Source organism: Candidatus Omnitrophota bacterium, from assembly GCA_021735655.1.
In the GTDB taxonomy this organism is placed as follows: Bacteria; Omnitrophota; Gorgyraeia; order Duberdicusellales; family 4484-171; genus JAHKAJ01.
The window spans coordinates 270,212-288,017 of record JAIPGM010000002.1 but is presented as its reverse complement, the minus strand read 5'-3'; the positions used below and the strand labels follow the sequence as shown (position 1 = coordinate 288,017).

Here is a 17,806-nt window from a genome sequence, read left to right as displayed (position 1 = left end):
TATGTGTTATGCAATACCTGGCAAGGTAAAAGAAATAGTTGGGAAAACCGTTCTGGTTGATTACTTTGGTGAAGAAAAAAAAGCAATCAATGAGTTTTATGATATCAAACCCGGTGATTATGTGTCGGCTCAAGGCGGGTTTGTAATTAAAAAAGTTTCCCCAAAGGAGGCTGAGGAGACCTTGGCAGCTTGGAATGAGCTTTTTTTCGAACTTCAGGATATGGACTTACGATTGTCTCGCTTGGATCTTAGCAAAAAAAATATCGACAGGCAGCTAAGTCTTATTTTAGATAAAGCTTTAGAAAATATTCAATTGAGTAAAGAAGAGTTATTTTATTTACTTAAGTTAGATAAGCCTGAGGCTCAAGATATTCTTTATCGAACCGCTAACTTTTTGCGTCAAAAGTACCATAAAAATTCATGTTGTATTCATGGGATAATCGAAATATCTAATTTTTGTAAGCAGAGTTGTCAATATTGTGGTATTTCAGCTGACAACCAGAATCTTATGCGTTATCGAATGTCAGCGGCGGAAATCATTGAGACGGCAGTTGGTGCCGTTAAAGAGTATGGTTTCCAGGCTTTAGTTTTGCAATCGGGAGAAGACCCACACTATAGCATAGATGATCTAGCGGAAATTATAAGAAAAATTAAAGAAACGGTTCCAGTTTTGATTTGTATAAGCTTTGGTGAAGTCGGGCTTGATGGATTGCTTAAGCTTTATCAGGCTGGGGCAAGAGCATTGTTGATGCGTTTTGAAACTTCAAATCCTAAAATCTATGAGAAATTACATCCTGGCCAAACTTTAGATAGTCGCCTGGATCATCTAAAAAAAGCCCATGAATTAGGGTATTTAGTTATGACTGGTGCCTTGATTGGTTTGCCTGGTCAAACTAATCAAGATACGATAAATGATATTTATCTAACTAAGGCTTTGGGCTCTGAGATGTACTCATTTGGGCCATTTTTGCCTCACCCGAATAGTCTCTTGGCCAATTGCAAAGCTCCTTCTGAAGAAGAAGTTTTAAAAAACCTTGCTTTGGCTCGTTTAATCGATCCAGAAGCGGCTAAAATTCTTATAACCACAGCCTTTGAGACCTTATCTTTAGAGGCACGCAAGAAAGGATTGTCTTCGGGTGGAAATTCGGTAATGCTCAATTTAACTCCGCGTAAATATCGAAAGTATTATGCAATTTATCCTAATAAGGCCTATGGCGAAGCGGAGATTAATGATCAGATTACTGAGACTATTAATTTACTTAAATCTTTAGGCCGGGCGCCTACCGATTTAGGTATAGCTCGGGATACTAGAGTATCTGATGAAAAACAGTAAAGACAAGAAACATTTTTCTTTGGAAACGATCAGAAGGCTTACTCTGTATTTACGTAACTTACGAAAAATAAAAAAGCAGGGAGTTGAAGTTATTTCTTCGGATAAAATAACTAAGTTTTTAAACGTAACTCCGTCTCAGTTTAGAAAGGATTTGTCTTATTTTGGTGAATTTGGCAAGCGCGGTGTGGGCTATAACGTAGATTTTTTAATTGGACAAATCCAAAAAATAGTCGGAACCCATATTGATTGGAATATTGCTTTGGTAGGCCTAGGTAGAGTCGGTGGGGCCTTGTTGGGGTTCGATGGTTTTTCAAAGTTTAATATAAAAATTACTGCAATTTTTGATAATGATCAGAAAAAGATTGGTAAAACAAAAAAAGGTATCGTAGTTCAGGCTATTGATAATTTGAGTGAAATGATTAAAAAAGATGGAATAAAAATAGCAATAATAGCTACGCCGCCTGAAGTAGCTCAAGACATAGCTAACCAGTTAATCGATTCAAATATTAAGGGAATACTTAACTTCGCTCCAATTGCCTTGAAAGTTCCTGATAATATATTTGTTTCTAACGTTGATATGGCTTGTGAGTTAGAGAGTTTAATATTTTTTGTAAAGCAGGGAAGTTAGATGTTAATTAAGACTAATAAATTTCAGAGTTGGGAGTCTCAACGTATAAAGCGCGACCAAATTGAGCGTTATATGATTGAGGGTAAGGATTTTATTCCTCAGAAAGAAATCTTTACGAAATTATCATGCACTCAGGAGCCTGATTCCAAAGAAGTCGAAGACATTTTAAATAAATCCTTAGCGATTAAAACTTTAACTCTTGATGAGACGGCAACCCTTTTAAGGGTAACTGATTCTAAAACATTAGAATTGATGAAGGAATGCGCCTTAAGGGTGAAGCGAAAGGTTTATGACAATCGAATCGTCACCTTTGCTCCGCTTTATCTTGGGAATTATTGTGTTAATGATTGTCTTTATTGTGGTTTCAGACGATCTAACACAAAGAGTGAACGCCGAGTCTTAAGCTTAAAGCAGGTTGAGAAGGAAACCGCTGTTTTGGCTGGTAAGATTGGTCATAAACGTTTAATTGTCGTTTATGGAGAGCATCCTTCGAATGATATAAATTACATGGTTGATTCAATTCGTACTATTTATAATGTTCGGGAGAAAACCAAAAATGGCGTTGGTCAGATTCGTCGGGTAAATGTGAATGCTCCGCCCTTATCGATAGAGGAATTGGGTCGTCTAAAAGATGTCGGAATTGGTACCTATCAAGTTTTCCAAGAGACTTACCATAAGACCACCTATAAAACTATTCATCCGCCAACTACAATAAAAGGAAATTACTTCTGGCGACTTTATGCGATGCATCGTGCCTTTGAGGCTGGGGTTGATGATGTTGGCTTGGGTGTTTTATTTGGGCTTTACGATTGGAAGTTTGAGCTAATGAGCTTGGTTGCGCATAATCGTGAATTAGAGGATAAATTTGGTGTCGGAGCTCATACGATATCTTTTCCACGCCTTGAACCGGCAGAAAACACGCCTTTTAATGATAATTTAAAATATAAGGTTTCGGATCAGCAGTTTAAAAAGTTAATTACTGTGCTTAGACTGGCTGTGCCTCATACTGGTCTAATTATTACTTGTCGGGAAACCCCTCAGATGAAGAGAGATTCAATCAGGCTAGGAATAACTCAAACTGATGCTTCTACCAAAATAGGAATTGGTTCATACAGCGATCAGAGTAAAACTCAAGACAGCCCCCGACAGCAATTTATTTTGGCTGATACTCGTAGCCTAGATGAGATGATTAGAGAGTTTGCCTCAATGGGGGTAATCAGTTCTTTTTGTACTGCTGGTTATCGCTGCGGCAGAACGGGTGAATGCATTATGGAGTTACTTAAAACTGGTCAAGAAGGTAAATTTTGTAAATTAAATGCTGTTTTAACTTTTCGTGAATGGTTAGATGATTTTGCCAGCGAGGAAACTAAAAATATAGCTGAGAAAGTAATCACGAAAGAAATAGAGGAAGTCCGCAAAAACATCCCTCAGGTTTTTGACCAATTCATGAGTTATTATCGAAGGATTAAAGAAGGCGAAAGAGATCTCTTTTTCTAGAGCATATCTTGTGATATAATTATTTAAAGGAGGAAAAGAGGATGATTAAAAGAATTGTTATCATTTCAATTTTAGTATTATTACCGCTTATGCAGGGTTGCGCTCTTATCGGAGCCGGCATCTCAGCTGCTGCAGCCTACGGCATTTCTCAAGCCTTCGACTAACACTAAATTTAGTGAAAAAGCAAATCGTCAAAACCATAACGAGAAAATGTCTTGGTTTGAGAAAATCAGAAGAGCTTTTGATTGTGTGTGATGATAAGCTTTGTAAACTTGCTTATGAGTTCTATCGTTTAGCGCAGTCACAAGGGATAGAAAGCAGTTGTTTTTTGATTAAACCTCGCCAAATGCACGGCCAAGAACCTCCGGCTGTGGTCGCTGAAGCCTTAAAGAAAGCCGATGCCGCATTGTTATTTACTTCGATGTCCCTTTCTCACACTAAGGCTCGTAAAATTGCTTCTAAAAAGTATGGGACGCGCATTGGGAGTCTTCCGGGGGTAACTCTGGCGATGCTTAATCGCGCTATTTGTCTTAATTATTCAAATTTGGCAAAAAAAACAACAAAGTTAGCCAATTCTTTGACTAAAGCAAAAAAGATTGAAGTCTACACTGAAGCCGGAACTCATTTAACAATGTCAGTTAAGGGTCGGCGCGGTTTTAGTGATAACGGCTTATATATAAAATCCGGTGCTTTCGGAAATTTACCGGCCGGTGAGGCTTGTATTAGTCCTCTAGAGGGAACTGCTAATGGGCAGTTAGTTATTGATGGCAGTGCTCCATTTCTTGGTAAATTAAAAAAGTCGCTTAAAATAAAAATAAAAAATGGTTATGCTGAGAATGTTCCGATAGCAAAGATGAGGCCTTTAGTGCATTTATACGGTAGAAAGATTCTTAACGTCGCTGAATTGGGCATTGGTCTTAATCCTAAGGCGAAGGTAACTGGAAGCATTCTTGAAGATGAGAAGAGTTTGGGCACTGCTCACATTGCCTTTGGCAATAATAAATCTTTTGGTGGCCGTGTAAGTTGCCCGTCTCATTTGGATTTTGTTTTTTTAAAACCAACAGTTATTGCCGACGGCATTAAGATAAAAATTTAAATTAAAAAATAAATATGGATTATCGAAAAATAAAAGGATTGGATCAAGCTATTTTACCAATATCTTTAGGCACTTGGTCTTTTGGCGGCGATAGTTGGTGGGGGCCTCAGGAAGATGCTAACTCAGTAGCGGTTTTAGATAAAGCTATTTCTAGTGGCATTACGCTTATTGATACTGCGCCGATATATGGTAAGGGTCGTTCAGAAAGGATCATCGGAGCTTTTATTAGAAAAAGGAAACTTCGTGAAAGGGTAGTTTTGGCTACTAAAGTCGGTCTTTCCTGGGAAGGGCCAAAGATTTTACATAATCTTAGTAAAAAAAGGATTTTAGAAGAGGTAGATATATCACGTAAACGTCTTGAAACTGATTATTTTGATCTTTACCAAGTCCATTGGCCTGATTCTAATATACCGATTGGCGAAACCGCCGAGGTGATCTATGAATTATATCAACGGAGAATTATCAAATCCATTGGTGTAAGTAATCATTCAGTTGCTCAAATGCGCGAATTTATGAAATATGCACCACTACATTGTTTACAACCCGAATACAGCATGTTTAATCGTGGTATCGAAGAGGAGATCATTCCATTTTGTCTAAAAAATAATATAGCGGTAATAGCTTACGCACCGCTTTATAGTGGTTTATTAACTGGTAAGTTTTTTTTCGATAAGGTTTCAATTCCTAATGATACTAATAGAAAAATGAAAAAAAGACATTTGCGAGAACCGCTTTTTTCGATAAATAAAGAAGCACTTAGTCAGTTAAAAACCATTGCCGTTAATTACAAAAAGACATTAACTCAACTAGCGATAAATTGGAATTTTAGCCAGAAGGGGGTTACTTCAACTATCGTTGGTATGCGGAACTTAGAACAAGTTAAAGATAACTTAGGTGGCTTAGGTTGGACAATATCTGAAGTTGATATGCAGAAAATAAATAAAATTCTTACCCAACGTCAAGGAGAAATAGAGGGGCTATGAATGTATTAGTTACTGGGGCAACTGGATTTATCGGGCGACATCTAGTACGTGAGTTGCTACATCATAAAAAATATGATGTTTTTTGTTTTGTTCGTAATCCGAAAAAAGCAAAATTACTTGAAGGGTTAGGGGCTCAGCTTATTTATGGCGATATCACCGATAAAAAGTCGTTAGCTAAGCTTAAAGGGTATAAGATTGACCTTGCTTTTCATTGTGCAGCCTATGTTGAGAATAAAAATATTAAAAAACTGCACCAGGTTAATGTTCAAGGCACAAGGAATGTTTGTGATATTTGCCTAGAGCATCGAGTGTCGAGGTTGGTATACTTGAGCTCGGTTGCCGTTATTAGCGGAAATACTGAACTTCCCTTGAGGGAAGATTTACCTTTCGCAGCTACTAATGCTTATGGTGAGTCTAAAATTGAGGCTGAAAAAGTTGCTTTGGAATTTCGAAATAAAGGCTTAGCCATAACCATACTCCGACCGCCAATAGTTTATGGCGAGGATGAGCCCCATGCTTTAAAATTTCTACTCAAGTTGCTTAAGGCAAGGCTTCTGCCTTTAATTAATCAAGGAGAAAATATACTTCATCTTGCTTATGTTGAAAATGTTGTTTCGGCGATGCTGTTTTGCTTAGAGAGTGATGAATTCTTAAAAGGTTCTTTTTTTGTTGCCGATAAAGAAGCCCTAAGGGTTAAAGATATCTTCAAAGCCTTGGCAAAGGGGATAGGCGCAAAACCTCCGGGCAGGCTTTTTAAATTAACCGAACTTTTATTGCTTAATTTACCAGGTATAGGTAAAAAAATTAGCTTTTTTTTGAAAGATCGAATATACAGCTTAAAAAGGATAGAATCTTTAGGATTTAAGCCTCATTTCGAGGCCAAAAAAAGTCTTATTATCAGTGCTGAAAAACTGTACTATGGAAAATAAAAGTAAAATTTTAGCTTTTGACCTCGGCAATGTTCTTTTTAAGTTTGACTATACTTTAGCTCTGAATAAGATTAAAGACAGGATGAAGTTGTCTATTTCAGAGGTTATTTATTCGCTTTATGATAAAAACTTTACTATTCCTTTTGAAAAAGGTCTAGTTTCCGGCGAGCAGTTCCATAAGAACTTTTGTGATGAATTCGGTATTAATTTTTCTTATTCTGAATTTGTTGATGTTTGGTGTAAAATATTTTCACCGATTACTGAGACTATTGAATTAGTTAAGTTACTTAAAGGTCAATATCCTTTATATCTAATTTCTAATATTAATCAGCTTCATTTTGAATATCTTTACCAAGAATACAAACAGGTATTTTCTCTTTTTGATCGGTTGATTTTGTCTTATGAAGTTAAATCAGTTAAACCAGAACTTAAGATCTATCAGACTTTAAGCAATATCTCTGGGGCCCGGTTTTCAGACATAATCTATATTGACGATCGTCAGGATTTAATAATTGAGGCAAGCAAACTTGGACTTAACTGTATTCAATTTGAAAATCATCAGCAACTTATTAAAAGCCTTAAGCATTTAAAGGTCATCATCGAATGAGTGAGATATTTTATGATTATAGCTTGCAAAAGAAAAAAATATTTGGTATAGTAAATACGAAAGAGAATAAATTATGAAAAATATAATTTCCCTAATGGTGGGTATATTGTTGTTAGCCGGATGCGTACCGGCCTTGATTGCTGCCGGAGTAGTTACCGGTTATGGCATAAGCAATGATTCAGCCAATGGTACTGTAAAAAGTGAATACCGGATACTTTGGGATATTTGTTTAGATACCCTAGAGGTGATGGAGGCAGAAATATTAGTTGTTAATGAATCTAAGGGGATGATTAAGGCTAAAGTTTCTGATCACAGCGTAGTGATAAAGATAAATACGCTTACTCCTGAGAGTCAACGCTTAAAGGTTTCTGCTCGAAGAAATTTCCTTCCTAAGCCACAGCTTGCACAAAAAGTCTTTTTTAAGATTGTTGAAGACTTATAGTGAAGAAAAAACTTCTTTTTTTAGCCCTTTTTTTAATTGCCTGCACGGGAATTCCTACGGATTATTCACAAATCTTTGTTTCAAAAGTTATTGATGGTGATACGATCAAGCTTTCTAACGGGAAACTTTTGCGTTATATCGGACTTGATACTCCTGAAGTACGAAGCAAAAAAGATGGAAAATTTATCTACGATCCTCAACCTTTTTCGTTAGAAGCTACAGAATATAACCGAAAATTAGTAGAGGGAAAGGCTGTAAGAATAGAGTTTGATTTAGAAAAACAGGATAAGTACGGTCGACTACTAGGCTATTGCTTTATCGGAGATACTTTCGTTAATGCTAAATTGATTCAAGAAGGGTTGGCGGTGCTTTACACCTATCCACCTAATGTAAAATATGTCGATAAATTTGTTAGCTTACAAAAGCAAGCCCGGGCAAAAAAACAAGGGCTTTGGGAAAGCTACGAAGTTATAGACCAGGAACAGGCTTATAAATATATTGGTCAAATAAGGACTGTTCGGGGAAGAGTTCTCAGTACCTACAAATCGTCTAAGTGTCTATTCTTAAATTTCGGCGGTGACTATAAGCATGATTTCACTGTAGTTATTTTTAACAACGCTTTTAGTGCGTTTACTCAACAGAAGATAGATCCTATAACTTTTTATCGAAATAAAATAGTTGAAGTTTCCGGCCGAATTAGAGAGTATAATGGTCCGGAAATTATTGTGAATACCCCTTATGAGATACAAATTTTGGATTAAGATTAGTTGGTTTGGTTTTTTAACTTTTATTATTTTCTCAACTGGATGTGTCTCAGTTTATAATCCGGTAACCGGTAAAAAGGAATGGTATCTTTTTGATGAAAAAGGAGAGATTTCCTGGGGCGACGCCATGGCTAATGAATTTATTAAAGAAAATAAACTTCTTGATGATCAGAAGCGAATCAATTATATTAAAGATATCGGTGTGTCTTTAGCAAAGGTGAGTCATCGCAGCAACCTTAACTATAAGTTTTATATCATTGATCAGGATCAAATGAATGCTTTGGCTATTCCCGGAGGGCATGTCTTTATATATAAAGGTTTATTAGATACGGTTGATGACTCAGAGTTAGCTTTTGTTTTAGCTCATGAAATTGGTCATATTTCTGCTCGACACAGTTTGAAAAAACTAGGGGCAACTTTGGGCTTTAGCATCTTGGCGACTACCCTTTTAAGGAGTCCTGATCAGGCTCAAGCAAAACAGTTAGTTAATCAGTTGTTTGGTCTTGTGGCAAAAGGCTATTCTAGAAGCGATGAGTTACAAGCTGACAATTTAGCTTTTAACTATGTTTCAGATGCTGGGTATGATCCTAGGGCAGCGATTAGTTTATTCGAAAAGCTTAAGGAGGCAAATAAAGGGATGGCCAGGCCACCTTTTTATCTAAGTTCACATCCAAACAGTGATCAGAGGATAAAAAATATAAGTTCTAAATTGAAGGAATTAAAAGGTGGAGGTGTTCAATGAGGAAACTTGGTTTAATTTTGTTAGCTTTAGTTGTGTTCGGTTGCGCTAAGGTAAGCGTTGAGACTAAAAATCCGATTAAAGTCGACATAAATATGCGAATTGATGTTTATCAACATGTTGCTAAAGATGCTGAATCAATCAACGATCAGATTTATGGTAATAAAGAAAAGAAATTTAATGCTCTTTTTAACTTTGCTGAAGCCTATGCTTCTGATTTATCGGCCGACATTCAGGCAATTATTGATAGAAGAAGAGCTAGGGCTCAAAAGGTTGAGAGCTATTTTAATCAAGGATTTATTGGCGAAAATCAGAACGCTTTGCTTGAGACACGCAAGGGCGCTCCGGCTGATGCAGCTGAGTTAATCGCTCAGGAGAATTTCGACCGTGAGGCTGTATATACCTACACCGCTACCAGAAATTCGGTTAGCATTTCCGAGACAAGAAAGGTGTTCTTGGAAGATGATTACGATCGAGCCTCTAGTGGTTGGTGGTTTCAGGTTCCGGAAAATGGCCAATATATCTGGAAGCAGAAGTAAAAACCCATCTTTTAGAACTTCAAAATAATGCTTAAAAAAATCAATTTTTAAGGTATAATTGTACCCTTATGGCTGAAGATCGTTTATCTAAGATAGTTTCTTTATGTAAGCGCCGGGGCTTTATCTTTGGCGGTTCTGAGCTCTATGGAGGGCTTTCCAGTGTTTGGGACTATGGACCATTGGGAGCTCGTCTTAAAAAAAAGATAAAAGACATTTGGTGGAAAACCTATGTTGACTCCCGCGAAGATATTGTTGGTCTCGATTCCAGCATTATTATGCATGAGGATGTGTTTAGGGCCTCTGGCCATCTTGAAGGTTTTACTGATTCTTTGGTCGATTGCCCAGGTTGTAAAAAACGCTTCCGAATTGATAAAATGGAGAAGAGTAAAGAGGATCTGTATATTTGTCCTGAATGCAGCGAAAAGATAGATACTACTAAAAATAAACCGCGTAGTTTTAATCTTATGTTTAAAACAAATATGAGCGCAACCGAAGACGATCCTTACTATGGCTATCTTCGTCCGGAAACTGCTCAAGGAATATTTGTTAACTTTGCTAACGTTTTAAACACTACCCATAAAAAGCTCCCTTTAGGTATTGCCCAAATCGGAAAGGCTTTTCGTAACGAGGTTACAACCGGTAGTTTTATTTTTCGAATGAAAGAATTCGAACAAATGGAAATAGAGTATTTCGTTTATCCCAAGGATGCTAATAATTCATATAAAAATTGGGTAAGCGATCGCTTGAGTTTTTATACTGATAAAATTGGCTTAAGAAAAGATAGTTTAAGGTTACGTGAGCACGCAAAGGATGAGTTGGCTCACTATGCTAAAGCTTGCACCGATATTGAGTTTAATTTTCCCTTTGGTTGGAGCGAATTGGAAGGTATAGCTAACCGGGGTGATTTTGATTTATCTGAACATGCTCGGGTAAGTAAAAAAGAACTGTCTTTTTTTGATCCACTAAGTAAAGAAAAGGTAGTTCCTTTTGTGATTGAGCCTTCAGCTGGAGTGGATCGGACCTTTTTCGCCATAATTTCCGATGCTTACCATGAAGAAGAGGTGAAAGGTAAGCTTAGAACGGTTCTAAAGATAAAGCCGAAGCTTTCCCCATATGCAGCGGCGATATTTCCTTTATTGAAGAATAAAGCCGAGCTAGTTGAACTTGCAAAAAATATTTTTTATGATATAAAAGATAAGGTTCCTGCTACCTACGATGATACCGGCGCGATCGGGAAACTTTACCGGAGGCAGGATGAGATTGGTACACCGTTTTGTATAACCGTTGACGTTGATAGTCTAACTGATAAGTGTGTTACAGTTCGAGATCGCGACACCATGAAGCAGGAAAGACTTTCAATTGATAAATTGCTTGGATTTATTACTTCAAAAATAGGTTAAAGCAGCAAAATAAGGAGAGGCTAAAAATGGCTGACAAGAAGAAAAAGTACGTATATTTTTTCAGCAAGGAAAAATCTGATGGTAATGCAAAAATGAAGAATATTCTTGGTGGAAAAGGTGCAAATTTGGCTGAAATGTGTAGCATCGGAGTACCGGTGCCGCCGGGGTTTACGATTTCGACTGAAGTTTGCGACTATTATAATAAACACGGAAAAAAATATCCAGCTGATTTGCAAAGACAAATCGATGCTAACATTAGCAATTTAGAAAAAAGCATGCAGGCAAAATTGGGTGATTCTAATAACCCTTTGTTAGTTTCAGTACGCAGCGGTGCCGCGGTTTCAATGCCGGGAATGATGGATACAGTTCTTAATCTAGGCTTAAATGATGCTGCGGTAATCGGTCTAGCAAAGAAAACTGGTAACGAACGTCTTGCTTGGGATGCTTACCGACGTTTTATTGATATGTTTGGAAATGTAGTTATGGGTGTTGACCATGAACATTTTGAAGAAAAACTAACCTTGATTAAGAAAAAATATAAAGCAAAGCAGGACAATGATCTTACCGCCGCACAGCTTAAAGAGTTGGTTGCGGAGTATAAAGATGTGTATAAAAAACATGTAAAGAAGGCATTTCCAACTGACGCAAAAGATCAATTAATGGCGGCAGTTAATGCCGTATTTGCTTCCTGGAATATTGAGCGAGCCGTAATTTATCGAAGAATAAATAAAATCACCGGACTCTTGGGAACAGCAGTTAATGTTCAAGCTATGGTTTTTGGAAATATGGGTAATACTTCGGGAACTGGAGTGGCTTTTACTCGTAATCCTTCAAATGGAGAAAAGAAATTCTTTGGCGAGTTTCTTATTAATGCTCAAGGTGAAGATGTGGTTGCTGGAATAAGAACCCCTGAGCCGATAGAGGACCTTAAAACAGAAATGCCGAAAATTTACAAACAACTTTATGCGATTAAGGAAAAACTCGAACAACACTACAAAGATATACAAGATGTAGAATTCACCATACAGGAAGGCAGACTATTTATGCTTCAGACTCGTACTGGAAAGCGTACTGGGCTTGCGGCAGTTAAGATTGCCTATGATATGGTACAAGAAAAAATGATTACACCGAAAGAAGCAATCATGCGGATTGAGGGTGACCAACTCAATCAGCTTCTTTTTCCAATCTTTGAGCCCGCAGCTAAAAATAAAGCTCAAAGAGTGGCTAAAGGCCTTCCGGCTGGACCAGGGGCTGCTTCCGGATCAGTCGTATTTACCGCTGAAGATGCCGAAGCTTGGAAGAAAAAAGGAAAAAAGGTTATACTTGTCCGTCACGAAACTTCTCCTGAAGATGTGGCTGGAATGCATGCTGCCGAAGGAATATTGACTTCAACCGGTGGAATGACTTCCCATGCAGCTGTAGTTGCTAGAGGTTGGGGTAAATGTTGTATTGCTGGATGTAGCGCTTTAAATATTAACTACGCTAAAAAACAAATATCAGTTGGCAATATTATAATTAACGAGGGTGATTGTCTTTCCTTGGACGGATCAACCGGAGAAGTTATGCTCGGAGATGTAACAGCTACGGTGAGTCCAGTAATCGCCGGAGTTGTTGAGAACAATCCAATTGCTAAAAAGAGCCCGATTTACAAAATGTTTGTTCAGGTAATGGCTTGGGCTGATCAATATCGAAAGCTTAATGTTCGAACCAATGCTGATACCCCTAAAGACTCAGCGGCAGCTCGGAAATTGGGCGCCGAAGGCATTGGGCTTACCCGGACCGAACATATGTTTTTTGAGGGAGAAAGAATTTGGGCTGTGCGCGAGTTTATTTTAGCTCAAGATTTGAAAGGCCGAGAGGCAGCACTCAAGAAATTACTTCCCTTTCAAAGAAAAGACTTTGAAGGGATTTTTAAAGAGATGAATGGTCTGCCGGTAACAATTCGACTTCTTGATCCGCCATTACATGAATTTTTACCTAATGATGAGGCCGGGCAAAAGGAAATGGCAAAACGCTTGGATATTACACCAGCAAAAGTAAATGAGTTGGTTAAAAAATTACACGAGTTAAATCCGATGCTTGGTCATCGTGGTTGTCGGTTATCAATTACTTATCCTGAACTTTGTGTTATGCAAACAACAGCGATTATCGAAGCTGCTTGTAACATGGCCAAGAAAGGGGTAAAAGTTCTTCCGGAAATCATGATCCCACTTATTGGAACAACTAATGAATTTGAATATTTAGAAGAAATCGTTCGTAAGACTGCTGAGGAAGTTCTTGCTAAATCGCAATCTAAGGTAAAGTATATGGTTGGGACAATGATTGAAATTCCTCGGGCAGCATTAACTGCTGACCGAGTTGCCAAAAAAGCTGAATTTTTCTCTTTTGGTACAAATGACCTTACTCAGATGACTTTCGGGTACAGTCGCGATGATGCCGGAGTTTTTCTTCCGGAATACATCGAAAAGAAAATTTTACCTGATGATCCTTTTCAAACAATTGATCAAGAAGGTGTCGGGCAACTTGTAAAAACTGCAGTACGCTTAGGCCGAACAACCAATGAGAAGCTCAAATGTGGTATTTGTGGAGAGCATGGCGGAGATTCTGAGTCAGTTAAGTTTTGTCACAAGGCCGGATTAAATTATGTTAGTTGCTCTCCTTACCGAGTGCCGATTGCCAAATTGGCTGCTGCTCAAGCAGTAATAATGGAAAACGGACAAAAAAAGAAAACTAAATCTAAAAAGTAAAAAATACTATGGACGCAATTAAAGCCTATTTAGAAAGAATCAAAGATCTACCGCTGCTTACTAAAAAAGAAGAGATAGATTTAATTCAAAAGGCAAAAAAAGGCAGCCGAGATGCTCGTCGTAAAGTAATTAATTGTAATTTAAAATTAGTGGTAAATATTTCTAAACACTACAGTCACTTTAATCTCACCTTGATGGATTTAATTGCTGAAGGAAATATTGGTCTTATGCGGGCGATCGACAAATTCGATACTCGCAGAGGCTACCGCTTTTCAACTTACGCTGCTTGGTGGATACGCCAAGCCGTAACGAGATCTTTAATCGATCAAGGTAAAACTATTCGCATTCCGGTATATATGAGTGAGCTACAATCAAAGTATAAGAAAGCTTGCGAGCAGTTACGTCAAAAAAATGGTCGCGAACCAACTAGACTTGAGCTTTCTAAAAAGCTAAAGATGAAAGTTGATAAAATTTCTGAGATTGAACTTTGGTCTCAGAAAAAATCCTCGCTTGAGGCCCCGGTAGGAAGCGAAGGCGAATCACAATTAAGTGATTTTATCGAGAGTAGCGAATATGCCGACACCGAAGCTAACGTTGAGATGGCTTTTACTAAAGAAAGAGTCAAGCAGCTACTTACTTCGATTGGTGACCGTGAGAAGTCGGTGCTTGATCTACGCTTTGGAATAACTGATGGTCGACCGCATACTTTAGCCGAGGTGGCGAGTGTTTTAAATGTATCTCGAGAACGAGTAAGACAAATCGAGCAAGAAGCTTTAAAGAAATTACGTAAGTATACTCAAGAAGAGCGAAAAAGGGAGGTAGAGTAATGGAACTTAGCAAATACATAAGGGCTATTCCTGACTTCCCTAGGAAAGGTATTTTGTTTCGTGACATTACTACATTATTGAATAATAAAGAGGCTTTTAGATTGGCGATTGATCAATTGGCAGAATTACTTAAAGATCTTCAGTTTGACTATATTGTGGCTGCTGAATCTCGCGGTTTTATTTTTGGTGGAGCATTGGCTTATAAATTAGGTTGTGGTTTTGTCCCGGTCAGAAAACCGGGAAAGCTTCCGGCTGAGACTCATAGTCATACTTATGCTTTAGAGTACGGAGAGGACTCCTTAGAAATTCACAAGGATGCTTTCCCTGAAGGAGCTAAGGTCTTAATCCTAGACGATTTACTGGCAATTGGCGGAACTGCTAATGCTATGGTTAATCTAGCAAAAGAACTCAAGGCCGAGATTGTTGGTATTGCTTTTTTAATCGAGCTTGTTGGCCTTAAAGGTAAAGACAAGATTATAGACTATCCAGTTTATTCCCTCATCAAATACTAACCATTCGTCGCCCCTATAGCTCAACAGGATAGAGCGCGGCCCTCCTAAGGCTGAAATTCCCGTTCGAGTCGGGATGGGGGCATGTTTTAAAATCGGTCATTTTATTGGAAAGATGAAAGGAAGAAGGCTTTATTTTTTTGCCCCATATAGGCTTTTTCTGCGCTTATAAAAACCCGAGGCTTAATAATGATCGTTAGGAGAGCGGTGATTATCATAATTACAATGAGTTCGATTAAAGTAAATGATTTTTTCATAGTTATTGCTATTTAAATATATTAGCGATTCAGGAAAATATAACATATTTATATGCATATTTCAAGGTAGTTTTTAACTTTGCTGAAAGTAGTTTCAGTAAAATTAAAGCCTTGAAATTAGCGAAAATGAAGAGCTATTTATGTTGACAGGTTAAAGTTGTAAGTTATAATACAGATGTTCTTTGTATAAAAGTAGCTAATTTTACGGTGCTCAAAAGGAGCTTAATAGGGAACTCCGTGAGAATCGGAGACACTCCCGGTGCTGTGATCCCGACCCCTAGAGATAATTTTAGGGCCCTTTTAGCGATTTAAACCACTATCTGTTTTAAAATGCAGGTGGGAAGGTAGCTAAAAGATGTAGGGAAGTCAGAAGACCTGCCGTAAGAAGCAAAGTTTAGGTTTTGCGTGGAAACATTACCTGAATTTTTTTATTTTAGGGCCAAGTAAATCAGGGTGCACCCTATACCAGAAGGTATAGGGTTTTTTTATTTTAAGATTAGTTTTAAAGGAGGGGGTAGTATGAAAAGGTGTTTTGTATTTTTAATATTATTTTTGACTATTCAATTTGGATCATTAAGTCCTTTGTTGGCGCAAGGACAAATAGATTTAGAGCAAATAGTAGTAACTCCTTATGCCGGAGTAGAAGAAACAACAATTTCTGAAACTCCTTATGCGACCAAAGTATATACCGAGAAACATATCAAGGCTAGCGGATCAAGCACAGTAATTGATTTCTTAAGAAATGTTCCGTCGTTACACGTCAGCGATTATTACGGAACTAACGTTAAGACAACTGTTGATATGATGGGTTTTGGTGATAATGCTGCATCAAACATGCTGGTTTTAGTGAATGGTCGAAAAATTAATGAAATCGATATGAGCGGAGTTAACTGGACTGAGTTGCCCTTAAAAAATGTTGAACGAATAGAAGTAATCCGGGGTGGCGGAGTTGTCCTGTATGGAGAGGGTGCTGCCGGAGGAATAGTTAATATTATTTCAAAAGATCCTCAAGCTAAGGATCTTTCAGTTGAAGTTAACTTTGAAGCCGGAAGTTACCGCTCGACCAAAGAGTCTATTTCAGCCTCAGGTGGAGAAGACCTTTTATCGTTTCGCACATTTTCTGAGTACCATTCAACAAGTGGTTATCGTCAAAATAGTCATTACCGCTCAAAATACAGCTCAATAGAACTAAACTCTAGGCCTACCGAACAGTTAGAGATAAGTGCTGACTTGACTCATCACGAATATATCTATGGATTGCCAGATGATATAACCGAAGCTGAACGGTTAGCTGGAACTTCACGTCGTGACTCAACAACTCCTTTAAATAACTATCAACGAGAGGATAATACTTTAGGCTTAACTATTAAAAACGAGTTTTCACCTGAGCTGATTGCTTCAGTTGATTTATTTTATCGTAACCGAAATGAGTTGGAGGATTTACTTTCTTATAGCATGTCTACTGACAAACATATAACTAATTTTCAAGCGCGGCCACAACTATTATTGTCTTTTGATACTAGAGGAATTCAACAAGAGCTAATTGCCGGATTTGAATTTTATAGTTCGGATTTATCAGCTGATACCTCAAGCGCGGCTACTGACATTGATCGACAGAGCCTAGCTTGGTTTTTACAGGATGAAATTAGCTTTAATGAAAAACTTGCTGGGCATTTAGGGGCTAGGGTGCAAAAAGAAAAGTTTACTTTTGATTATTTTGGTTCTACAAGCACTGATGATGGATTGAATTTTCGAGAAGGCTTGTATGAAACTGGACTTAACTATAAAATCGATAACGAAAGTAATATTTATCTTAATTTTTCGCGAGGTTTGAGGGTCGGTAAGACCGATGAATACTTAGTTACTTGGCCGGCTGCAGCAATTAATACAAATTTAAAACCACAACGTTCTAAAACTATAAGTTTGGGGGCCAATATGCGTTTAACTGACTTTTTAACCACATCTTTGGATTATTTTCAAATGAATGTTAATAACGAAATATACTACAACCCAGGGACGTTCGCTAACGAAAATTATAGTAAAATTCGTCGTCAAGGTGCGAATCTCACTACAACCCTTACCCCATTTGACAATACAAAGTTTACTCTCGGCTATCGCTTTATCGATGCGAAATTCCGTGGCGGTGTTTACGCTGGAAAGGAAGTTCCTTTCGTTCCTAAGGCTATGCTTACAGCTTCGGTAAAATATGATTTTTTTGAACGCTTTTCATTTTTTGCTGATTATCTTTATCGAGATAAAGTTTATTTAATTAATGATCTTAATAATATCAGCCCTAAGTTAAAAAGTTACAACACAACTAATATAAAATTAAGTTATACCGGAAAAAAGTTAGAGCTTTTTGCCGGTGTTAATAATTTATTTAACGAACTTTACAGTGAGTACGCTGCAACTAATCTTACCGGTACCACGCGAGGACTTTATCCTTCTCCAGAAAGAAACTTCTTTGCCGGTTGTAAAGTAAGCTTTTAGGGCTATTTTAAGTTAAATA

The 17,806-nt window shown here is 37.7% G+C and carries 16 protein-coding genes, 1 tRNA gene and 1 riboswitch; all 17 genes read left to right on the top strand.

What is annotated here, in order from left to right:
• Position 1 precedes the first annotated feature (1 nt).
• The 17 genes from K9L86_02495 (at position 2) to K9L86_02415 (ending at position 17,787) form a co-directional block, all read left to right on the top strand.
• A complete protein-coding gene (locus tag K9L86_02495) occupies positions 2-1,333 on the top strand; it encodes a HypC/HybG/HupF family hydrogenase formation chaperone (GenBank protein ID MCF7907729.1) in 1,332 nt (443 codons plus the stop codon).
• Positions 1,320-1,961 carry a redox-sensing transcriptional repressor Rex gene (locus K9L86_02490; protein ID MCF7907728.1) on the top strand — a complete coding sequence of 214 codons (642 nt, stop codon included), beginning with the start codon at positions 1,320-1,322 and terminating at the stop codon, positions 1,959-1,961. The genes K9L86_02495 and K9L86_02490 overlap by 14 nt, the downstream gene beginning before the upstream one ends.
• Positions 1,962-3,458, top strand: a complete 1,497-nt coding sequence (gene hydG / locus K9L86_02485; protein MCF7907727.1) for a [FeFe] hydrogenase H-cluster radical SAM maturase HydG — start codon at positions 1,962-1,964, stop codon at positions 3,456-3,458.
• A gap of 175 nt (positions 3,459-3,633) precedes the next feature.
• The gene (locus tag K9L86_02480; GenBank protein MCF7907726.1) at positions 3,634-4,554 is read left to right on the top strand and encodes an aminopeptidase; all 921 of its coding nucleotides are present in this window, start codon (positions 3,634-3,636) and stop codon (positions 4,552-4,554) included.
• 14 nt (positions 4,555-4,568) lie between these two features.
• Entirely contained in the window at positions 4,569-5,537 is a 969-nt protein-coding gene (locus tag K9L86_02475; GenBank protein MCF7907725.1) for an aldo/keto reductase, read from the top strand.
• Positions 5,534-6,466 (top strand): NAD(P)-dependent oxidoreductase, encoded by a 933-nt coding sequence (locus K9L86_02470; GenBank protein ID MCF7907724.1) that lies wholly within the window; start codon positions 5,534-5,536, stop codon positions 6,464-6,466. Before K9L86_02475 ends, K9L86_02470 begins: the two co-directional genes overlap by 4 nt.
• Positions 6,456-7,073 (top strand): HAD family phosphatase, encoded by a 618-nt coding sequence (locus K9L86_02465; GenBank protein MCF7907723.1) that lies wholly within the window; start codon positions 6,456-6,458, stop codon positions 7,071-7,073. Before K9L86_02470 ends, K9L86_02465 begins: the two co-directional genes overlap by 11 nt.
• A 73-nt stretch (positions 7,074-7,146) precedes the next feature.
• A complete protein-coding gene (locus K9L86_02460) occupies positions 7,147-7,515 on the top strand; it encodes a hypothetical protein (protein MCF7907722.1) in 369 nt (122 codons plus the stop codon).
• A complete protein-coding gene (locus K9L86_02455; protein MCF7907721.1) occupies positions 7,515-8,276 on the top strand; it encodes a thermonuclease family protein in 762 nt (253 codons plus the stop codon). The genes K9L86_02460 and K9L86_02455 overlap by 1 nt, the downstream gene beginning before the upstream one ends.
• A complete protein-coding gene (locus K9L86_02450) occupies positions 8,254-9,021 on the top strand; it encodes a M48 family metalloprotease (protein ID MCF7907720.1) in 768 nt (255 codons plus the stop codon). The genes K9L86_02455 and K9L86_02450 overlap by 23 nt, the downstream gene beginning before the upstream one ends.
• Positions 9,018-9,557, top strand: coding sequence for a YdbL family protein (locus tag K9L86_02445; GenBank protein ID MCF7907719.1), 540 nt, complete (start codon positions 9,018-9,020; stop codon positions 9,555-9,557). Before K9L86_02450 ends, K9L86_02445 begins: the two co-directional genes overlap by 4 nt.
• A gap of 68 nt (positions 9,558-9,625) precedes the next feature.
• On the top strand, positions 9,626-10,957 hold the full coding sequence (locus K9L86_02440) for a glycine--tRNA ligase (GenBank protein ID MCF7907718.1): 1,332 nt from the start codon (positions 9,626-9,628) through the stop codon (positions 10,955-10,957).
• A gap of 26 nt (positions 10,958-10,983) precedes the next feature.
• The gene (ppdK, locus tag K9L86_02435; GenBank protein MCF7907717.1) at positions 10,984-13,704 is read left to right on the top strand and encodes a pyruvate, phosphate dikinase; all 2,721 of its coding nucleotides are present in this window, start codon (positions 10,984-10,986) and stop codon (positions 13,702-13,704) included.
• A gap of 8 nt (positions 13,705-13,712) precedes the next feature.
• Positions 13,713-14,531, top strand: a complete 819-nt coding sequence (locus tag K9L86_02430; GenBank protein ID MCF7907716.1) for a sigma-70 family RNA polymerase sigma factor — start codon at positions 13,713-13,715, stop codon at positions 14,529-14,531.
• The gene (locus K9L86_02425) at positions 14,531-15,043 is read left to right on the top strand and encodes an adenine phosphoribosyltransferase (GenBank protein MCF7907715.1); all 513 of its coding nucleotides are present in this window, start codon (positions 14,531-14,533) and stop codon (positions 15,041-15,043) included. The genes K9L86_02430 and K9L86_02425 overlap by 1 nt, the downstream gene beginning before the upstream one ends.
• A gap of 9 nt (positions 15,044-15,052) precedes the next feature.
• Positions 15,053-15,125: transfer RNA gene (locus K9L86_02420), tRNA-Arg, on the top strand.
• A gap of 360 nt (positions 15,126-15,485) precedes the next feature.
• Positions 15,486-15,695, top strand: a riboswitch (cobalamin riboswitch).
• A gap of 121 nt (positions 15,696-15,816) precedes the next feature.
• Positions 15,817-17,787 carry a TonB-dependent receptor gene (locus K9L86_02415; GenBank protein ID MCF7907714.1) on the top strand — a complete coding sequence of 657 codons (1,971 nt, stop codon included), beginning with the start codon at positions 15,817-15,819 and terminating at the stop codon, positions 17,785-17,787.
• The last annotated feature ends 19 nt before the right edge of the window (positions 17,788-17,806 follow it).